Source organism: Marinobacter sp. LV10R510-11A, from assembly GCF_900215155.1.
Lineage (GTDB): Bacteria > Pseudomonadota > Gammaproteobacteria > Pseudomonadales > Oleiphilaceae > Marinobacter.
On record NZ_LT907980.1, the window covers coordinates 3,696,617 to 3,714,972 of the forward strand.

Genomic DNA, 18,356 nt, shown 5'->3' on the forward strand with positions numbered 1-18,356 from the left:
AACCGTTCCAAGCCGAGGAGCAAAGCTGTGAAGAGCTAGGAACCCCGGCTGCGCGCCGAGGTTCATTTATGCATTCCTGGAAAACACTGCAGCACCAACGCGTATTTCAGCGGCTACCACGCACAACCAGTACTCCCGCGCCAGCTAGCAACGCCCAAGACCATAGCGGCGCGTTCTCTGCCCATGCCCGGGCCTCTGGTTGGGTGCCGATAATGGCTGCGGCAACCAGAGCCACGGCTGTAATCCCTCGGCGCCAGCGCCGGTCAGCCCTGCGCTGTTGTTCCCGAAGTAGGGCAAGCGTGTCTTGGTTCTGTTTCTCGGTGGGGCCGGCGCTGCGTAGCTGTAGCAAGGCGTCGTGAACCAGCTGCGGCATTTCGGGAGACTGTTCCAGCCAGGCGGGCAGGTGGGTCTGCAGGGTCTTGATCAAGCCAGACGGGCCGATTCGTTTGCGCATCCAGGTTTCCAGGAAAGGCTGCGCTGTGCTCCACAAGTCGAGTTCGGGGTACAGCTGGCGGCCCAGGCCTTCTACGTTCAGCAAGGTTTTTTGCAGCAGAACCAGCTGAGGCTGTACTTCCATATTGAACCGGCGAGCAGTTTGGAACAGGCGAAGCAGGAAGTGGCCGAAGGAAATGTCCTTAAGTGGCTTCTCAAAAATTGGCTCGCATACGGTGCGGATGGCTGCTTCGAATTCGTTTACCCGGGTATCCGGTGGTACCCAACCGGATTGGATGTGCAGTTGGGCTACTTGTCGGTAGTCCCGGCGGAAGAAGGCCAGAAGGTTACGAGCCAGGTAGCTTTGATCATCCGGCGCCAGGGTACCAACAATGCCAAAATCAATGGCGATGTATTTCGGGTCAGCCGGGTTGGATGCGTCGACAAAGATGTTGCCCGGGTGCATGTCGGCGTGAAAGAAGCTGTCTCGGAACACCTGAGTAAAGAAGATTTCGACGCCCTTTTCTGCCAGAACCTTCAGGTTCACGCCGGCAGCCTCCAAAGCGGGAACATCGGCAATGGGGATGCCGTATATGCGCTCCATCACCATCACGGATTTGCGGGTGTAATCCCAGTTGATAAAGGGAATATAGATCAGCGAAGAAGTCTCGAAATTACGACGCAACTGACTCGCGTTGGCGGCTTCCCGCTGCAGATCAAGCTCATCGTGAATGGTGGAATCGTAATCTGCCACCACGTCTACCGGGTGTAGCCGCTTGCCTTCTGCCCAATACTTCTCAAGCAGGTTGGCCATCAGATACATCAAGGCGAGATCTTGGCGGATAACCTTCTCGATACCGGGGCGTAGCACCTTTACCACCACGTCTTGGCCGTTCAACAGCGTCGCGGTATGAACCTGTGCCACGGAGGCAGAAGCCAGGGGGTCGGCGCCGAACTCTTTAAATAATTCAGAAACCGGCGCACCAAGAGAGGTTTCAATAATGCGGCGGGCCGCATCGCTAGGAAACGGCGGTACTCGATCCTGCAGCGTTTTTAGGGAGTCTGCCATGTCGTCAGGCAGTAAATCACGGCGCGTAGACAGAATCTGGCCGAACTTTACGAAGACCGGCCCCAGTTCTTCCAAGGCCAAGCGCAGGCGGTCACCACGGCTGAGCTTTGGTTTTGGGAAGAGATGCCAAGGTGCCAGCAGGAAAAACACTTTCAGTGGCCCCGGCAACTCTGCTAACGGCAGAAACGTATCCAGCCGGTAACGGCAGAATACCCAGGAAATTCGGAACAGGCGTTGCAGGCGGGTCACGGAGTCTCCGGTTTGTCAGTAGTGCCGCGGCTTTCGATCTGGTTCACGCGGGCCTCCAGGCGTTCGGTGCGCAGGCTGAGGGCGTCGATATCCTCAAATGTGGCTTCCAGTTCGCGGCGACCGGGCAGGGCGCGGCTTTCCTCGTGCACGTATTCTTCAATATTGGCGTTCAGGGTGCTGAAAGCCTGGCGGCTCCAGCTTACGGCGTTGCGAATACGCTTGCCGATAAAGTGAGCCGGTACGTCGCCGATGTGTCTTGCCATGGCAGCTTCCCAGTCTGGGTTCAGCTGATCCAGCGCGCGCTGAAACTGGTGTGCCAGGGCGGTATCGCCGGTCACTTCAAGGCGGTTATCGGTGAACACGCGGTTGTCGCCCGTCGCCAGTGCAGCGAAAGCCAGGGGCTTGCCGCTGATTTCCAATGCAGGTTCTTCCGCAGGTTGGCTACGCACCTGCACCCGGTTGCCCGCTCTGTGCAGGGAGCAAGTCAGGGAGACGGGGTCGGTAATGCGGAACTGTACTGGCCTCTCAAGCGCGCCTAGCAGCGCCTGCTGACCAGCAGGATCCAGCTCAAGCGCGTGGTTCAAGGCCCGCTCGATTATGGCTGTTACCGCCGCTAGCAGGGTTGGGCCGGGAAACATCAGGGCTTGATTCCCACGTGTAGGGCGACAACGCCGCCGGTCATGTTGTAGTACTTGCAGTTCACCAGACCTGCGTTTTCCATCATGCCTTTGAGCGTCTCTTGGTCTGGATGCATGCGGATGGATTCGGCCAAGTACTTGTAGCTTTCGCCGTCGCCGGCGATGAGCTGGCCCATCAATGGCAGGGCGGTAAACGAGTAGGTGTCGTAGGCCTTGCTAAGTAGCGGGTTGGTGGGCTTGGAAAATTCCAAAATCATGAGCTTGCCGCCGGGCTTTAGTACGCGGGCCATGTCCCGAAGGGCCTGATCCTTGTCGGTCACGTTTCGCAGGCCAAAAGCAATGGATACGGCGTTGAAGTTGTTATCCGGGAAGGGCAGGTGCTCGGCATCGGCTTGCACGTATTCAATGTTGCCAGCGTAACCGCGGTCGGTCAGGCGGCTACGGCCTACCTTCAACATAGAGGCGTTAATGTCGGCCAGAACCACTTGGCCGTTCCGGCCCACGAGATCAGAGAACTTCATGGTCAGATCGCCGGTCCCGCCGGCAATATCCAACACTTTGTGGCCTGGGCGCACACCGGAAAGCTCAATGGTAAAGCGTTTCCACAGACGATGGATGCCCATAGACATCAAATCGTTCATGAGGTCGTATTTGCCCGCTACGCTGTGAAAAACGTCGGCCACCTGGCTGGCTTTTTGGCTCTTGGGCACATCGCGGAAACCGAAATGGGTGACGTCGTCCTGGCCATTGCTGGAGTTGGCCGGCGGTTGTTGCTCGCTCATGGGGCATGTCCTGTCAGAATCTGAACCTCGTATTCTAACGGTTGAGGGGGTTGCTACAAGAGTGGCGAGACGTTTAATACCGCCTTACACTATAAAACCGATAACTTTTGAAGAGAAAACTGACCCATGTCCGTAATTGATGTACATCGCGCCCATACCCTTGATAAAGACCATGCTCGCGACGCGGCCGAGGCGCTTGCCCGGGATCTGTCCAGCCAGTTCGATCTTAATTACCAGTGGGAAGGCGATCACCTTAAGTTCAAGCGCTCGGGTGTTAAAGGTCACCTGAACATAACGGGTGACGACCTGCACGTGCATTTGGAGCTGGGCCTGTTGCTGCGGCCATTCAAAGCAAAGATTGAGAATGAGATTCACAGCCAGCTGGATCAGATCCTGAAAGCCTAACCCTTCAGGTGTTTTTCAAAGGTCGCCCGGGAGCACAAACGGCTCTGGGTGGCCGTTGAGAATGTTGTCCATAACCTGCTGCTCTCTGGTCACCAGCCGGCTGATCAACAAGTCCACGTTATCCATCTTCCGGAATGCTAAGTAACCTCTGTGAAGGAAGTTGTGCAGATCACTAAGATCGGCCATTTCTGCTGGGGCCCGACTCATTGAAAGCAGCCACCCCAGTGCACGATTACGCACATATCGGTCGAGCTGTTGCCCAACATCGGCCACCAACATTACCTGCTTCTCGCGCTGTTCCAGTTTCTGGCTGGCGCGGTATACCTCGCAGTAGTGTTCACCGGTTACCGAGCTTGCCGGTATATCACGCTCATCAAGCAGTTCGGCCAGCTCAAGATCCAGCTGCTGAGTAATCAGGTTTAGCTCGACCAGCCCGGCAAGCATTTCCAGTTGATGATCTGGTAACCACTTGACCATTTTCGGGAATACACGGTCTATGTTGTCGTCGCGCCGAGTCATGCTGGCGGGGGCGTAAAGATCGGTCAGTAGGAATTCCAGGCCGGTGTGATAGCCAAGATGCTGATATAAGTCCTGGTGCGTCGATTTCAGGCGTTCTGCCTGCCAATCAGCAACGGTGAACGTGCTGCTTAATAACCGATGGCCGGTTTTATGAATCCTGAAATCGTGGTAATCCAATAGCAACTGTTGCAAGCGACGGGCGCTATCTGAACGCACATCCGTGTTAACGAGGCGCTCACGGTACATGGTGACAGCTCCGGTGGGTCTGTGTAGAGATTTGTAGTTTACCGGAGGGAAGGCGAGGGTGCAGCAAGCCCGGCCAGTGGCCGGGCATCAATTCTTTGGTTGTCTAAACTTCTAACCTTGGGCGGCAGCAGGCGAGGGCTTAAAGTCTGGCAGCCATTCTTTGCTGTCGAGGGTTACAAAATGACTGGGCGCTAACGTTTCAACAATGCGCATGGTGGTGGGGCTCTGGCGTGCGCTATCAAGCATGGCTTGGCGATCCAGAAGCCGATCCACGGCAGGAATCAGGAAGGTACCGTGACGTATATGTTGGTACACGTCGGTGTCGGTGCGCTCTATCCACTCAAAAATGTTCTCAATGTTACGAACAATGGTTAGGTGGTCGCGGGTGGCATAGAAAAGCTTGCTCAGCAGTTGTTTTTTACGCGGGTTCATTTTACCGAAGAACGTCTGTCCGTAGGCAGATGAAGGCGCGCTGTTGATCAGGCGAATCAGCCAAGGCCACATGCCGTGGCTAACAGGCTCGAGGAGCGCTGATACCAGCGGATGAATTTTTCCTTGGGGCAAGGCTGGCGCTTCAAGAACCACTTCCACGTGTTCAAACAAATCTGGCCTCTGCCTGACTGCTTCTAGCGTCACGGCCCCGCCCCGCGAGTGGCCATGAACCCTAACATTGCGTGTACTGGGCAGGTTCTCCAGAGCTTGGGTCAGAATGCTGGCATCATACTCAATCGTGCTTTCTAAATGCTTTATTGGCAGCTCCCACTCGGCTGTTTCCGGCGTCACACCGCTAACAGGAATATGGTAGTTGCTGCAGGTAAGCAGGATCAGTTCGGTGGTCGGTGCGTCATAGGTCTGGGTGAAGTAGCAGTGGTTTTCTAGAAAGCCATGTACGCCAATAACGGTTTGCTCTGCTTCGCCGCTGTGATTGCGAACAGAAACAGCGCCTTTGCCAACACGATACACCCTCCCAGAGAACATCTCCGAGTAGGCACTGTCGATCGGTTTGATCAGCTTGCTGATATGGCTTGCTTTCATAATGCATCTCCTCCCAGCACGGCTATAGCCTGTTTTTGGAGTTTGGTCATTCGACCTTGGTTGCGCTGGTAACCCTGTTGTACTCCCATTCGGCCCAACCTTTATTGGCGCTGGTAACCCAGTTATTGCCTTGATATGACCAATCGGTAACCGTTGGGAGCTTGTAATAACTATCACACCAAGGCTTATAACCAGTATAGGAGTAAAGTATGTGTATATGTAGTTTTCTGTAACCTGACATCATCGATGCCTTTGTGGAGCCGGTGGTATATGTCTGGCACAATGCTGAGCGCTGTTTTTTTTACTCTATTACTCTTTAGCTCCACTACTCTTTAATTTCACTACTTCCGGGGACGTTCGAGTTTGAGCCACGAGCAAACGCATCTTATGCTTCCTGCGGACTCAGCTTGGCTGGCTCTGGAGAGCCCCCGAAACCCCATGACTATTACTGTCATGATGCGGGTAGATGGCCTGACGGCCCCCCGGCTGCGGGAGTTTTTGCGCGTGTACTGGATGGCTTGGGAACGCTTCCGGTATATGCCCGTTAAGCGGGCACCCGGCTGGCAGTGGGAGCCAGACCCGGTTTTTGATCTCCGGCACCATCTTGATGTAGTGCTTGATCGCTTCACAGACTCTGCACTTCAGGAGTGGGTTTCTGAGCGCCTGAACCAGCCCCTGCCGTTATATCGCCCCCTATGGAAATTCTGGCTGGCGCCGAATGCCGAAGGTGGCTCGGTATTGTTGCTTCGATTACACCACTGCTATGCCGACGGCGTATCACTGACAGGTATTTTTGACCGCCTGTGCTCGACCTCGCCGCAGCAGCACCCGGCGGTATACGGCGCGCGGCAAACCGGAAATTTAGCTCCCTGGATGTCAGCAGCCAAAAACCGGGTTGAGCAATTGCTTGGCGGCGACGCAGCGGCGGAAGCCGGCACTAACAAACAAAGCGCCGAACCGGGAAGTCAGTTTGATCAGGCCAGAACTTTACTGGATCAAGCGGCCCGCAACGGCGTGAAACTGGTAAATGAATTCAGCGATTTTCTGGCAGAGCCGGAAGATACGCCATCCGACCTCAAGCGAGCGTTGTTGGGGCAGCGCCATTGTCGGTGGTCTGCGCCGGTTGCTCTAGGTCGATTCCGCTCAATCGCCAAGGCTACTAATGTAACGATCAACGATGTCCTTCTCAGCTGCGTGGCGGCAGCGGTTCGTCCCCGCCTTGGTATTTCTGGGGCGGACTTAGAAGACGCGGTGATGCATGCAGCGGTTCCCGTTGATATTCGCGACCGCCTTCCAGATGATCTGAAACCAGAACCGGACTCCCTCGGTAACTACTTCGGTACCGTATTTGTTCCCCTGCCAGTAGATGGCGAGAGCGCTCTGGAGCGTCTATATCGCATCAAACAGGAAACCCGCCGGCTGAAGAAAAGCTGGCAGCCTGGAATAGCCTGGGGGTTGTCGGCCTGTGCATCCTTGATTCCAGACGCCCTGCGCCAGCCGCTTTTGGATGTTTTTTATCGCAAAGCCAGCGCGGTGGTGTCGAACGTTATTGGCACCCCAGAGGCCAGATACATTGCCGGCTGCCGGATTACCGAACAAATGTTCTGGGTGCCCCAGGCCGGTGACATAGGGTTGGGAGTCAGCATTGTCAGCTATGCCGGGCAGGTTCAGTTTGGCGTAGTGGCAGACGAAGCCGTATTGGCAGACCCCGCAGAGTTTCTGCAAGATTGCCTGCAGGAGTTGTCGGAGTTCCCCGGTGGTTCACCTATTGTTGTTTGAGGTCTACAGTGAATGGGTAAACGCGAACGACCGCGTTGTCATTTACAACCACAATAAGAGGTGACGAGTATGATTTACGCACAACCAGGAAAAGACGGTTCCGTCGTTTCTTTCAAATCCCGTTACGAGAACTACATCGGTGGCGAGTGGGTCGCTCCGGTTAAAGGTCAGTACTTCGAAAACATAACGCCGATAACCGGCGCTGTTATCTGCGACATTCCGCGCTCCTCCGCCGAGGATATTGATCTGGCGCTTGATGCTGCGCACAAGGTCGCGCCGGCCTGGGGCAAAACTTCACCGGCAGAGCGCTCCAACATTCTGCTTAAAATTGCTGATCGCATTGACGCCAACTTAGAAAAACTGGCTGTCGCAGAAACCTGGGATAACGGCAAAGCGATTCGTGAAGCCCTAAATGCGGATATCCCTCTAGCCGCCGATCACTTCCGTTACTTTGCGGGCTGCATCCGGGCCCAAGAAGGGAGCATGAGTCAGATTGACGAAAACACCGTGGCTTATCATTTTCATGAGCCTCTTGGTGTGGTCGGGCAGATCATTCCTTGGAACTTCCCGATTCTGATGGCTGCGTGGAAGCTGGCGCCCTGTTTGGCCGCTGGCAACTGCACCGTGTTCAAGCCAGCGGAGCAGACGCCCGCCAGTATTCTGGTACTTATCGAGATCATTGGTGATCTGTTGCCGCCGGGCGTTCTCAACATTGTTAACGGCTATGGTATCGAAGCGGGTGAAGCGCTTGCGACTAGCAAGCGTATTGCCAAGATCGCCTTTACAGGCTCTACCCCGGTTGGTTCGCACATCCTCAAGTGCGCGGCAGAAAACATCATTCCTTCAACGGTTGAGCTGGGCGGCAAGTCTCCTAACATCTATTTCTCTGATGTAATGAAAGCCGAGCCAGAGTTCGTGGACAAGTGTATAGAAGGCCTGGTTCTGGCATTCTTCAATCAGGGCGAAGTGTGCACTTGTCCGTCTCGCGCGCTGGTGCAGGAAGACATGTATGAAGAGTTTATGCAGAAAGTGGTTGAGCGCACTAAGGCCATCAAGCGTGGAAACCCGCTGGATACGGATGTGCAAGTGGGCGCACAAGCCAGTAAAGAGCAGTTCGACAAGATCATGTCTTACCTTGAGATCGGCAAGCAAGAAGGAGCGGAGATTCTAACGGGGGGCGACAGGGAAGAAATGGACGCCGAATTCAACGACGGCTTCTACGTTCAGCCCACCTTGTTCAAGGGCGATAACAAGATGCGGGTGTTTCAGGAGGAAATCTTTGGCCCGGTTGTGGGTGTAACCACGTTCAAAACCGAAGAGGAAGCCCTGGCGATTGCCAACGATACTGAGTTTGGGCTGGGTGCCGGCGTCTGGACCCGCGACACCAACCGTGCATATCGTATGGGGCGCAGCATTCAGGCTGGCCGAGTGTGGATGAACTGCTATCACGCCTACCCGGCACACGCAGCCTTTGGCGGTTACAAAAAGTCTGGTGTTGGGCGTGAAACCCACAAGATGGCGCTGGAGCATTATCAGCAGACCAAATGCATGCTGACCAGCTACGACATTAACCCGTTGGGCTTTTTTTAACCCAGTTGCGACAGGCGGCCTCTACCAAGAGGCCTGCCAACCGCACGTTTTGATGCACAGCCAACCGTCCTGACGCAGGAACAGACAGGAGAAACCATGAACGAAAATGGAACTGGGGGCGCAGGCAGTCAAACCCGAATAGAAACCGACAGCCTAGGCGATGTCCATGTGCCTGTGGCGGCACTTTGGGGCGCCCAAACCCAGCGCGCTGTTGATAATTTTCCGGTCAGTGGTCAGCCCATGCCTCCGGCCTTTATTGCGGCGGTGGCCCGTATCAAACTTGCGGCTGCCGAGGCCAATGCCAGTTTGGGGCTTCTGGACAACGGCCGTTGCGATGCCATTACAGGCGCCTGCCAGGCGCTTATCCGAGGCGAGTACGCCGATCAGTTTCCGGTCGATCGGTATCAGACCGGTTCGGGCACCAGCACCAACATGAACGTGAACGAGGTGCTCGCCGCCATTGCGGCTAAGAGCGGCGTGGAGGTGCACCCTAATGATCATGTAAATATGAGCCAAAGCTCCAATGATGTGATTCCCACGGCTATTCACGTGAGCTCAGTGATTGGGGTGAGGGAGCGGCTTATTCCTGCGTTAACGCATTTGCGCGGCGTTATCTACGAGCGTGAGGCGTTGTTTTCTGAACAGGTGAAAACCGGCCGCACGCATCTCATGGATGCCATGCCGATCACCCTTGGCCAAGAGTTGCGTACGTGGCGGGAACAGATACTTGCGGCAGAAAAACGTCTTGATGCGACAGCGGATGAACTGCTCGCGCTGCCCCAGGGCGGCACGGCGGTAGGTACGGGCGTGAATGCGCTGCCGGAGTTTTCTGGTCAGTTTGTGAAATTCCTGAAGGCCAATACCGGCTATGCATTCCGTTCTTTGGATCACAAGTTTGTAGGCCAGAGCGCGGTGGATGGGCCTGTTGCGCTTTCATCACAATTACGTGGGCTAGGCATTGTGCTCACCAAAATTGCCAACGACCTGCGCTGGATGAACAGCGGCCCGATTCACGGGCTTGGGGAGATTAGCCTAGCGGCGCTGCAGCCTGGTAGCAGTATTATGCCGGGCAAAGTGAACCCGGTTATTCCCGAATCTGTGGCCATGGTGGGGGCCCAAGTAATCGGGCTGGACAGCGCGAATGCCATTGCAGGGCAGTCTGGTAACTTTCAGCTTAACGTGATGCTGCCACTCATTGGCGGCAACCTGCTGGATATGATCAGCCTGCTTAGAAACGCCACCAGCATGCTGGCGGACAAGGCCATCCGGAACTTTTCCGTGAACACCGAAACACTGGATGCCGGCGTTCGTCGCAATCCGGTGCTGGTGACGGCGCTTAATCCTGAAATTGGTTACAGTCTGGCTTCGGATATCGCCAAGGAGGCCTATAAAACCGGTCGCCCGGTTATTGATGTAGCTGAGGAAATCAGTGGTCTCAGCCGGGAGCGTTTGGAAGAACTAATGGACCCGCTCAAGCTGACCCGAGGCGGAATCGACTGAAATAAACGGATCAGGAGTACCGGCGTTTGCTGATAGCCCTGAAGTTATTTGTGATGCTGGTGCTGGCCAATGGTGCGCCAGTGGTTGCCGCAAAGGTGTTCAGGCGCCGCTGGTCTGCGCCTGTGGATGCCGGGTTGCACTGGTTTGATGGTCGCCCGTTGCTGGGCAAAAGCAAGACCTGGCGGGGGATCACTTCCGGAGCCCTTTGCTGTGCGCTGTTTGCTCTGGCCACGGGGCACGGGTTTGTATTCGGGCTATTGTTTGGCCTGCTTGCGCTCGCCGGTGACCTGCTCAGTAGCTTTATCAAGCGCCGGCTGGGGCTGAAATCCAGCGCGCGAATGTCATGGCTGGATCAGGTGCCCGAGGCGGCTTTTCCTGTGCTGCTGGCCATGGCGTGGGGACTGGTGAATGCATGGGTCGCGCTGTTCGTTGTCGTGTTTTTCACGCTAGCCAATATGTGGATATCGCCGCTACTCTATCGCTTGGGCATTCGGCGCCAACCTCACTGAGACGGGGCTCGGGTTAAGGTGTGAATCGTCACTTCTGGCGGGCAATTCAGCCGCACGTTCACAACAGAAGTGCCGGATCCCGGAGAGGTGTATCCCTGCATGCCATTTGCTTTCCAATAGCCGCGGCCCAGGTGTCGCGGGCAGTCGGCATCTAGGGTCAGAGGAATGCCTCCTGGCAGGCAGATCTGGCCACCATGGGTATGGCCACACAGGAACATGTCGTAGCCCGCATGGGAGGCTTCCCGCCAGATTTCAGGCGAGTGGCTCAGCAGGAGGCTGATACTTCCGAGTGGAATGTCATCGCCTGCACGGTGCAGGTTATGAGCCTTGTAGAAGTGTGGGTCATCAACCCCTGCGAGATAGATGCACTCACCACCTCGCTCTATCGGGGCCATCTCGTTCATTAGCAGGGCGTAGCCCATGTCTTCTAACGCGGGCACCATGCGCACACTGTCGTGGTTACCAAGCACGGCGTAAGCGGGGCCCCGGATTGCCTCACGCAACCGCGCCATGCCTCCAAGGGCGGCCTCTATCGGCCCCCAAGTTTCTTTTCGGTAATCACCCGTAAGCACGCACAGATCGTAATCCAGCGGAGAAATCTGTCGTATAACTGCCTGTAGATTAGCTTCATCCATATCCACGTGCAGGTCGGTGAGGTGCAGAATGCGAAAGCCTTCAAAGTTTGCCGGCAGGCCTGGCAGGTAAAATCGGTTGTAGGCTGTATCCACGCGCCGGCTGTTGTTCTGCCCGCGCCCGTGCAACCCCGCTAGCCTCAGGCAGAAACGGATAAATCCGGGGGCAGAAGTTAGGCTTTTTAGGCGAAACGAAGAACGATCCTGGCCGAATACCCGGGCTTCCGCTTCACGCTCAATGCCTAAGCGCTGGCGGGCATGAACCGGCCCCAGCCGTAGGCTCAGGCGGTATTCCAGAAGCTCATCCTGGTGTTCCGATTTTCGGGCCGGTGAGGTCATCTGTGCTCCTTTGGTTTCAGGCCTAGCTTGTGCGCCCTGTGCGCGGGCACACATTCACATTATGGTAGGCAACAGAGGGGATGCAACCTTGCGAGTTAACAGCCACAATCTGTAGTCTGTAGACATTCACATCCGTAGCAGAGGTCATTATGACATCATCTTGTAGTATTCCTGGTCTGAACGTGGCCCGCAGCCGCTTCCCCGAGCCGGAGCAGGATCTGCTGGCGGAAGAAGGCGAGCAGAGAGTGGTTCTTGCAGGTGGGTGCTTCTGGTGTGTTGAAGCTGTACTCATCGCATTGGACGGCGTAACCCGCGTGGAGTCTGGCTACGCTGGCGGGTTGCCAGAAACGGCTAACTACAGCGCCGTATGCACCGGCACAACGGGCCATGCGGAAGCAGTAGGTGTGCACTACGACCCCGCACGAGTTAGCTTTGGGGCGTTGCTCAGGGTGTTTTTTTCCGTAGCCCACGATCCGACCCAACTCAACCGCCAGGGTAACGATCGGGGTACGCAATACCGCTCCGCCGTTTTTTATGAAACCCTAGAGCAGAAGCGGGTTGTGGAATCCTACATTCGCCAGCTTGGTGAAGCGGGGGTTTACTCTGACCCTATTGTAACGGCTATGGAACCGTTGGAAGCGTTTTATCCTGCGGAGGAGCAGCACCAGAATTTTGCTGCCCGAAATCCATATCAGCCATACATCATGGCGGTGGCCGCCCCGAAAATTGAAAAACTGATTGATGGCTTCGGTGACCGGCTTAAATCGGAATATACTGGTGCCGACGCTAATTCAAAAGCCAGTTCCCATTCTGATTCCGGGAATAACCTGGCCTGAGGAGATGAACAATGAGCAGTTCTGCTGCAGGTTATGACCTAACGCCTTTGACCGAGGCGCAGACAGAAGAAAAAGCCGCCAGCCTGACACCCGAAGAACGCCAGGTGTTACTGGATCACGGAACGGAGCATCCGTTCTGTGGCACTTTGCTGGATAACAAATTGGCCGGCGTTTATCACTGCCGGCTTTGTGATTTGCCTCTGTTCAGTTCAAGCGCAAAATTTGATTCCGGTACAGGCTGGCCCAGTTTTTTTCAGCCGTTTGATAAAGAGCACATCCATTACATCGAAGATACAAGCATGGGAATGGCTCGCACAGAAGCGCGCTGTCTTCGCTGTGACAGTCACCTAGGCCACGTATTTCCAGACGGGCCGCCCCCGACAGGTAAGCGCTATTGCCTGAACTCCGTTGCCCTGGTTTTCCAGGAAATGGGCTGAGGCGACACCCGTAGAAAGTAAGTAGCCGGTATAAGCGACGTAAACCAGCAGACCGACGGTTAACACCAGCATCAGTGTCCAGTCCCGGTATAGCACCTCCGGGGCTACTGACATAGGCTCGATCACTGCAGTCAGGGAAGCGGCTAGTTCTGGCACCGACGTACCAATCGCCACGATCGTCAGGCCAATGACCAGCCATATGATTGCGCCAACAGCCATTTCCATAGATGAACCTCAATCAGGTTGTTTCTGAAATAGAACGCCCATGAAACCGTCGGGTGGCCAGAGGTGTAAGCACCAGAAAGGCATGGGACTAAAGTTGAGGTGATATTGCCTGTTAAGGCAGAGAGAATTTATTATTTCTGCGATAATAGCGTGCGCATTCAGAACGGACGCATACGGCAGCGCCATCTACCTTGCGACTTGCCAGCATCCGACAGATCTCTGGGCTGATCGTGGAGGGGCGAAAGGCTCAAAACTAGCTAGGGTGAACAACCAATGGCCGTTAAACAGGCAGACGTAGTGCTGGTAGGTGGTGGTGTCATGAGCGCCACTCTCGGCATGATGCTAACGCAGTTGGATCCGTCCATGAAAATTGTCATGTTGGAGCGTCTTGATCACGTTGCTCATGAAAGCACCGACGGATGGAACAACGCAGGCACTGGGCACGCAGGATACTGTGAACTGAATTACACGCCGCAGACCGAAGATGGCGATGTCGCTATTGAGCGCGCGCTTCAGATCAATGCGCAATATGAGGTCTCGCTGCAGTTCTGGTCGTATCTGGTAGAGCAGGGCATGTTGCCAGAGCCCTCAAAATTTATTAACCGCACACCACACCAGAGTTTTGTCTGGGGTGAGAAAGACGTGGCGTTCCTTAAGCGCCGCCATGAGCGCATGAGTGCTCACCACCTGTTTCGTGGCATGGAGTACACGGAGTCGCCGCGGGAACTGGAAGAGTGGATGCCGCTGGTTGTTCAAGGTCGCGACCCTATGCAACGTGTTGCCGCCACCCGCATCCGTCACGGCTCCGATGTGGATTTCGGTTCCCTGACCCGGAACATGGTCGAGTACCTGCAAAGCCAACCCAACTTCGAGCTGATGTTGAGCAGCCCGGTGCATTACATAGACCAGCGTGATAATGGCCGCTGGAAAGTCCGAGTGAAAAACCAACACACCGGTGAGCAGACCAAGCTGGAAAGCGAATTTGTTTTCTTGGGTGCGGGCGGTGGGGCACTGCCTTTGCTGCAGAAATCAGGCGTTGATGAAGCCCGTGGTTACGGTGGGTTCCCTGTTAGTGGCCAATGGCTTGTGTGTCGCAAACCAGACGTAGTAGGGCAGCACCACGCCAAGGTATATGGCAAGGCGCCCATTGGTGCACCACCTATGTCGGTACCGCACTTGGATACCCGCATTATCAATGGCGAACCGGCTTTGCTGTTTGGCCCGTTTGCCGGCTTTACCACCCGCTTCCTCAAGCAGGGCTCTATCTTTGATCTGTTCGGCTCGGTGCGCACGACTAACCTCAAACCGATGTTGTCGGTGAGCAAAAGCAATATGGATCTCACCCGCTATCTGATCGGTGAAGTATTCCAGTCACACAGTGATCGCGTGGAAGCACTGCGCAACTTCTTCCCAGAAGCTGAAGAAGAGAACTGGGAACTGCGAAGTGCCGGCCAGCGAGTGCAGATTATCAAGCAGGCTGAAGGCGGCGGCGGGAAGCTGGAATTCGGTACCGAAATCGTGGCTTCAAAAGACGGCACTCTGGCGGCTCTGCTTGGTGCATCACCGGGTGCATCTACGGCGGCCAGCGCAATGATCAGTGTGGTCGAGCGCTGCTTTGCGGAGAAAATAAAAACGGATGAGTGGCAGGAGCGCATGAAAACAATGGTGCCATCCTACGGCCAATCTCTGGTGGACGATGAGGCACTGCTGACGAAAGTACGGGAAAGAACGCTCGCTACCTTGAAGCTGAGCTGATATTTGCGATTTTCTCGTATCGGCGTAGTCTTAAAAAGACACTCGGAAACAAGGATAGAGCCTATGAGCGAGCATAAATATAACCCTGAAAAAGGGTATATCGCCTTTCTCGGTTGGAGTCTCAACGCAGTAGAAGCCGCTGATAAATTCGATCGCCGCTACGTGGTGGTTGCACCGGACTGGGCCGAGCCCTATTGCAAAGAGCACGATATTCCCTACGTGCCTTGGAATTTTGAACGCTTAAATGACCGCTCCGTAGAGATTGCCCAAACCCTGAAAGAAATGGGTGTGGATGTCGCTATTCCGTTGTTTGAAGAAACGGTGGAATGGGCCGGTGCGATCAACTCCGTTTTGATGGACAAGCCGAGGCTGTTCGGTCAGGCCATGTTGCTTCGCGATAAAGCACTGATGAAGCGCCGTGCGCAGCTTGGCGGCATACGCGTGGGTATATTTGAAGAAGCTCACGATAAAGGCGATGTTGTCCGCTTTTTGAAAAGAGTTAATCAAACTCTGCTCAAGCTCGATGGCGACCCCAACGATCCCATTCATTTGAAAGCCTTCGATAAGGCCGGCTGTCTTGGGCACAGAATCATTCGCACCCCGGACGAAGTAGATTCCATTCCGGATGAAGAATTCCCGGTGCTGATGGAGTCCCACCTAGACGGCTGGGAGTTTGCGGTAGAGGCTTGGGTCCATAACGGTAAGATCGCCTTCCTGAATATCTCCGAATACGTCACCTTGGGCTATTCTGTTTTCGTGCCGGCGACGCCAGATCTCGAAAAGTACCGGGATCAGATCCGCGGCGAAATTGAAAAGCTGATCAAGGCCTTCGATATTGATTTCGGCTTTATTCACCCCGAATATTTCGTGACCAGCGACAGCACCATGTACTTTGGTGAGGTGGCATATCGGCCACCCGGATTCAAGGTTTTCGAGCTGCTTGAAACGGCTTATGGCTTCAACGCCTATCAGGGTCTGATTCTTTCGTTTGATCCCAAAACCACGCCTGAAGAAATGAAAGCCTTCTTCCCGAAAGAAGTGGTGGATGCCAAGGGTTACGCGGGTTGCTTCGGTGTGTACCCACGGCGCCGGGTTGTCAGCAAGCTGGAGATTCCGGAGGAAACCGAGAATCACGAGTATTTCGAATCCCATGAGCTGACGCCTCCGGTTGAGGAAACGGTAACCAAGCGCACGGCATTTGGTACCCACTGGGGCCTTGTGTATTTCTTTGGTGAAGACCCTTATGTGCTGCGAGATCTCCTGAAACATCAGGAAGATTTGGATTTCTATGTATAATCGTGCGATGCACTAACAGCTATGGGGCCTGATGCAGGCCCTGAGGAACGTCGTTTGAACGATCACCAATCGGGCAATGAAGTGTCGGCTGTGAGCTTGGATAAGCTGGCACAAAGGCTGGATGACTCGGTTCTGGCCTTGGAAGAAAGCCGGTCTTTTGCCAAGATCGGCAAGCTGCCGCGTGTGTTTGATCTTGTTCGTAGGATATTGATGCGGCCAGAGGGCTGTGCGGTAATTGAAGCGCGTACAGAGCGCCTGGAGAAAGCTGGCGTTTTTGAGGGCACCGACTGGGCAGAGCCTGCCATGTTGTTGCCATCACTAACCACGGCTGCACTGCAGAGCCCGAACGCAGACACGGTGGTTATCGAGGCGCTCAGTGAGCTGCGGTTGCTGGCGGTAGTGCGCGAAGCCTACCTTCACCCCTCAGTGTCTGCCGAGCAGGCTCATAATTACCTTACACAGGTTCTTGCGATCAACCTAGGCCTGCTGTTTGGTATGACCGGCGAAGCCGAGCGTGAACAGGGCCGGCTGGCTCTGGTAAGCCAGCACGTGGTGCAGCACGTAGCCCAGCATATTGGCTACGAACACGTTATAGACAGCTTGATTGAAGAAATCTGGCGAATTTTGCAGCAACGGCCGATTCAGGTCGCCGATGTGCGCAAAATGATCACTCAAATTGCTATCTGCAGTGCCGAGCCAGAGACAGATCTCGGCAGCGCAGGGCGCGGAGCGGATCGGCTGATCTCCAGCCTATATGGCCCAACGCGAGGATGCAGCGAAGATCCCGGTGCGGTGGTTTACCAGCAGCGCCTAGAGGCTATGGATTCCCAAACGCTGCAGAATGAAGCTACGGGTTTCGCCCGCTCCATGCATGACACCGGCCTAGTATCTCCCTATCACGCGTGCTTTGTGCGTTTTATTCTGGAGAACCAGGATAACCTGCTCAGCGAAGCTTTAGGGCTTTCAAGCACTGGTCGAGATTGCCTACTTTGTTACCGTGAATTGGTGCACGCGCTGATTACCGAAGGTGTGTTTCCCGAAACGGCCCAAGGTATTTATGGCCTTGCACTCTTGCTTGAGCGGGGCATTCTTTATCAGCCACCTTTGGCGCCTGCACTCTGGCGTCAGGCCCGGCTCAACCTGTGCCCCGAGGCCCGAGAACGTTTGCAAATTGCCTACGGCTACCAACCGCAAGCAGGCGCCTGGTTGATCCAGGGTGTGCTGAATATGTTGGGACAGCCATTGGGTGTTGGCCAAGGGAACAACCCAACCTGCCAGTCTGCCCGCGCGTTGTCCATGTGGGCGTACAACGATCCCGACTACCTACTGCAGATGGTCGCTTGGGCAGCCAGAGATAACGAAATCGTTATGCATTTTGAGGGGCAGCCGGTGTCTTCGGCCCACAGCCTTGGTGGCGTCGCCTCAGAAGTCACCTTTGATCTCGACCCGGTTTCGCTGGTTGTGGTGCCACATCTGGATCGTATCTACGGCGAGATGGGGCGCATGTGTATTGGCCGTGAAGGCGATCCGCACAAATGGGTGAACCCGGAATTCCATGGCTGGTCTGCAGGGCGCGGTTTTGCCATCAATGTGGATGTGGCCACTGGTAATCTGGATAACCTGGAAGGTTTTATCCGGCATTTCTACGCCAGCTATCACCCTCACTACAACGGCAGTCAGCCTCTCATACACCCTCAGCCTGCCGGTGTTGCGGTAACTGACAGGGCCGCACGCTTTATTGGCTGGCACGCCATAACGATTCTTCGGGCGGCGCTGGACCCGGAAGGCGAGATGCGTGTGTACTTCTACAACCCGAACAACGACAGTGGCCAGAGCTGGGGTGACGATGTGCACGTGAACACGCAAGGCTGTGGGGAAAGGTTCGGTGAGGCCTCTCTGCCGTTTGAGCAGTTCACGTCCCGGTTATATATCTTTCACTTCGACCCGCTTGAGCATGGCGAGCCAGCGGACGTAGGGGAAGCTGAGCTGCAACGGGTGATGGAACGTGTATACCGAAGCTGGGGCCAAGATCGCGTACCTGCGATAGAGCTCCAAGCCGAGCCGCCACACACTGAATAGACCT

General features: G+C 55.3%; 16 protein-coding genes and 1 pseudogene. 10 read left to right on the forward strand and 7 right to left on the reverse strand.

What is annotated here, in order from left to right; all coding sequences use genetic code 11:
• Window positions 1-106: 106 nt before the first annotated feature.
• Genes ubiB through ubiE form a run of 3 tightly spaced genes read right to left on the reverse strand, consistent with a single transcriptional unit; the run spans window position 107 to window position 3,170 of the window.
• Entirely contained in the window at window positions 107-1,750 is a 1,644-nt protein-coding gene (gene ubiB / locus CPH80_RS17835) for a ubiquinone biosynthesis regulatory protein kinase UbiB (RefSeq protein ID WP_096279946.1), read from the reverse strand.
• On the reverse strand, window positions 1,747-2,388 hold the full coding sequence (locus CPH80_RS17840; protein ID WP_096279948.1) for an SCP2 domain-containing protein: 642 nt from the start codon (window positions 2,386-2,388) through the stop codon (window positions 1,747-1,749). The genes ubiB and CPH80_RS17840 overlap by 4 nt, the downstream gene beginning before the upstream one ends.
• A complete protein-coding gene (gene ubiE, locus CPH80_RS17845) occupies window positions 2,388-3,170 on the reverse strand; it encodes a bifunctional demethylmenaquinone methyltransferase/2-methoxy-6-polyprenyl-1,4-benzoquinol methylase UbiE (protein ID WP_096279949.1) in 783 nt (260 codons plus the stop codon). Before ubiE ends, CPH80_RS17840 begins: the two co-directional genes overlap by 1 nt.
• A 126-nt stretch (window positions 3,171-3,296) precedes the next feature.
• Between ubiE and CPH80_RS17850 the strand changes: the two genes are divergently transcribed.
• Window positions 3,297-3,575, forward strand: a complete 279-nt coding sequence (locus tag CPH80_RS17850) for a polyhydroxyalkanoic acid system family protein (RefSeq protein ID WP_096279951.1) — start codon at window positions 3,297-3,299, stop codon at window positions 3,573-3,575.
• Between the two features lie 15 nt (window positions 3,576-3,590).
• Here the strand turns inward: CPH80_RS17850 and CPH80_RS17855 are convergent, their stop codons facing one another.
• Window positions 3,591-4,340 carry an FFLEELY motif protein gene (locus CPH80_RS17855; RefSeq protein WP_096279953.1) on the reverse strand — a complete coding sequence of 250 codons (750 nt, stop codon included), beginning with the start codon at window positions 4,338-4,340 and terminating at the stop codon, window positions 3,591-3,593.
• Window positions 4,341-4,451: 111 nt separating this feature from the next.
• Window positions 4,452-5,375 carry an alpha/beta fold hydrolase gene (locus CPH80_RS17860; protein WP_096279955.1) on the reverse strand — a complete coding sequence of 308 codons (924 nt, stop codon included), beginning with the start codon at window positions 5,373-5,375 and terminating at the stop codon, window positions 4,452-4,454.
• A gap of 363 nt (window positions 5,376-5,738) precedes the next feature.
• On the opposite strand from CPH80_RS17860, the gene CPH80_RS17865 reads away from it, so the two are divergent.
• From CPH80_RS17865 to CPH80_RS17880, 4 genes are all read left to right on the forward strand, one after another.
• Window positions 5,739-7,154, forward strand: coding sequence for a WS/DGAT domain-containing protein (locus tag CPH80_RS17865; RefSeq protein ID WP_096279956.1), 1,416 nt, complete (start codon window positions 5,739-5,741; stop codon window positions 7,152-7,154).
• A gap of 69 nt (window positions 7,155-7,223) precedes the next feature.
• Window positions 7,224-8,744: an aldehyde dehydrogenase family protein gene (locus CPH80_RS17870; protein WP_096279958.1), complete on the forward strand. Its 1,521-nt coding sequence runs from the start codon at window positions 7,224-7,226 to the stop codon at window positions 8,742-8,744.
• A 96-nt stretch (window positions 8,745-8,840) separates the two neighbouring features.
• Window positions 8,841-10,244: a class II fumarate hydratase gene (locus CPH80_RS17875; RefSeq protein WP_096279960.1), complete on the forward strand. Its 1,404-nt coding sequence runs from the start codon at window positions 8,841-8,843 to the stop codon at window positions 10,242-10,244.
• A gap of 26 nt (window positions 10,245-10,270) precedes the next feature.
• Window positions 10,271-10,753 carry a CDP-archaeol synthase gene (locus CPH80_RS17880; RefSeq protein ID WP_096279962.1) on the forward strand — a complete coding sequence of 161 codons (483 nt, stop codon included), beginning with the start codon at window positions 10,271-10,273 and terminating at the stop codon, window positions 10,751-10,753.
• Here CPH80_RS17880 and CPH80_RS17885 read toward each other — a convergent pair.
• Window positions 10,747-11,724 carry a metallophosphoesterase gene (locus CPH80_RS17885; RefSeq protein ID WP_096279964.1) on the reverse strand — a complete coding sequence of 326 codons (978 nt, stop codon included), beginning with the start codon at window positions 11,722-11,724 and terminating at the stop codon, window positions 10,747-10,749. The genes CPH80_RS17880 and CPH80_RS17885 overlap by 7 nt on opposite strands.
• 149 nt (window positions 11,725-11,873) lie before the next feature.
• On the opposite strand from CPH80_RS17885, the gene msrA reads away from it, so the two are divergent.
• Both msrA and msrB read left to right on the forward strand, forming a co-directional pair.
• Entirely contained in the window at window positions 11,874-12,560 is a 687-nt protein-coding gene (gene msrA / locus CPH80_RS17890; RefSeq protein ID WP_096279966.1) for a peptide-methionine (S)-S-oxide reductase MsrA, read from the forward strand.
• Between the two features lie 11 nt (window positions 12,561-12,571).
• The gene (gene msrB, locus CPH80_RS17895; protein WP_096279968.1) at window positions 12,572-12,997 is read left to right on the forward strand and encodes a peptide-methionine (R)-S-oxide reductase MsrB; all 426 of its coding nucleotides are present in this window, start codon (window positions 12,572-12,574) and stop codon (window positions 12,995-12,997) included.
• Here the strand turns inward: msrB and CPH80_RS23025 are convergent.
• Window positions 12,908-13,192: pseudogene (locus tag CPH80_RS23025) on the reverse strand (hypothetical protein); the annotation flags it as partial. The gene msrB and the pseudogene CPH80_RS23025 overlap by 90 nt on opposite strands.
• 303 nt (window positions 13,193-13,495) lie before the next feature.
• On the opposite strand from CPH80_RS23025, the gene mqo reads away from it, so the two are divergent.
• From mqo to CPH80_RS17915, 3 genes are all read left to right on the forward strand, one after another.
• Window positions 13,496-14,977: a malate dehydrogenase (quinone) gene (gene mqo / locus CPH80_RS17905; RefSeq protein ID WP_096279970.1), complete on the forward strand. Its 1,482-nt coding sequence runs from the start codon at window positions 13,496-13,498 to the stop codon at window positions 14,975-14,977.
• A 63-nt stretch (window positions 14,978-15,040) separates the two neighbouring features.
• A complete protein-coding gene (locus CPH80_RS17910; protein ID WP_096279972.1) occupies window positions 15,041-16,273 on the forward strand; it encodes an ATP-grasp domain-containing protein in 1,233 nt (410 codons plus the stop codon).
• A 54-nt stretch (window positions 16,274-16,327) separates the two neighbouring features.
• Window positions 16,328-18,352 carry a hypothetical protein gene (locus CPH80_RS17915; RefSeq protein WP_096281760.1) on the forward strand — a complete coding sequence of 675 codons (2,025 nt, stop codon included), beginning with the start codon at window positions 16,328-16,330 and terminating at the stop codon, window positions 18,350-18,352.
• Window positions 18,353-18,356: the final 4 nt, after the last annotated feature.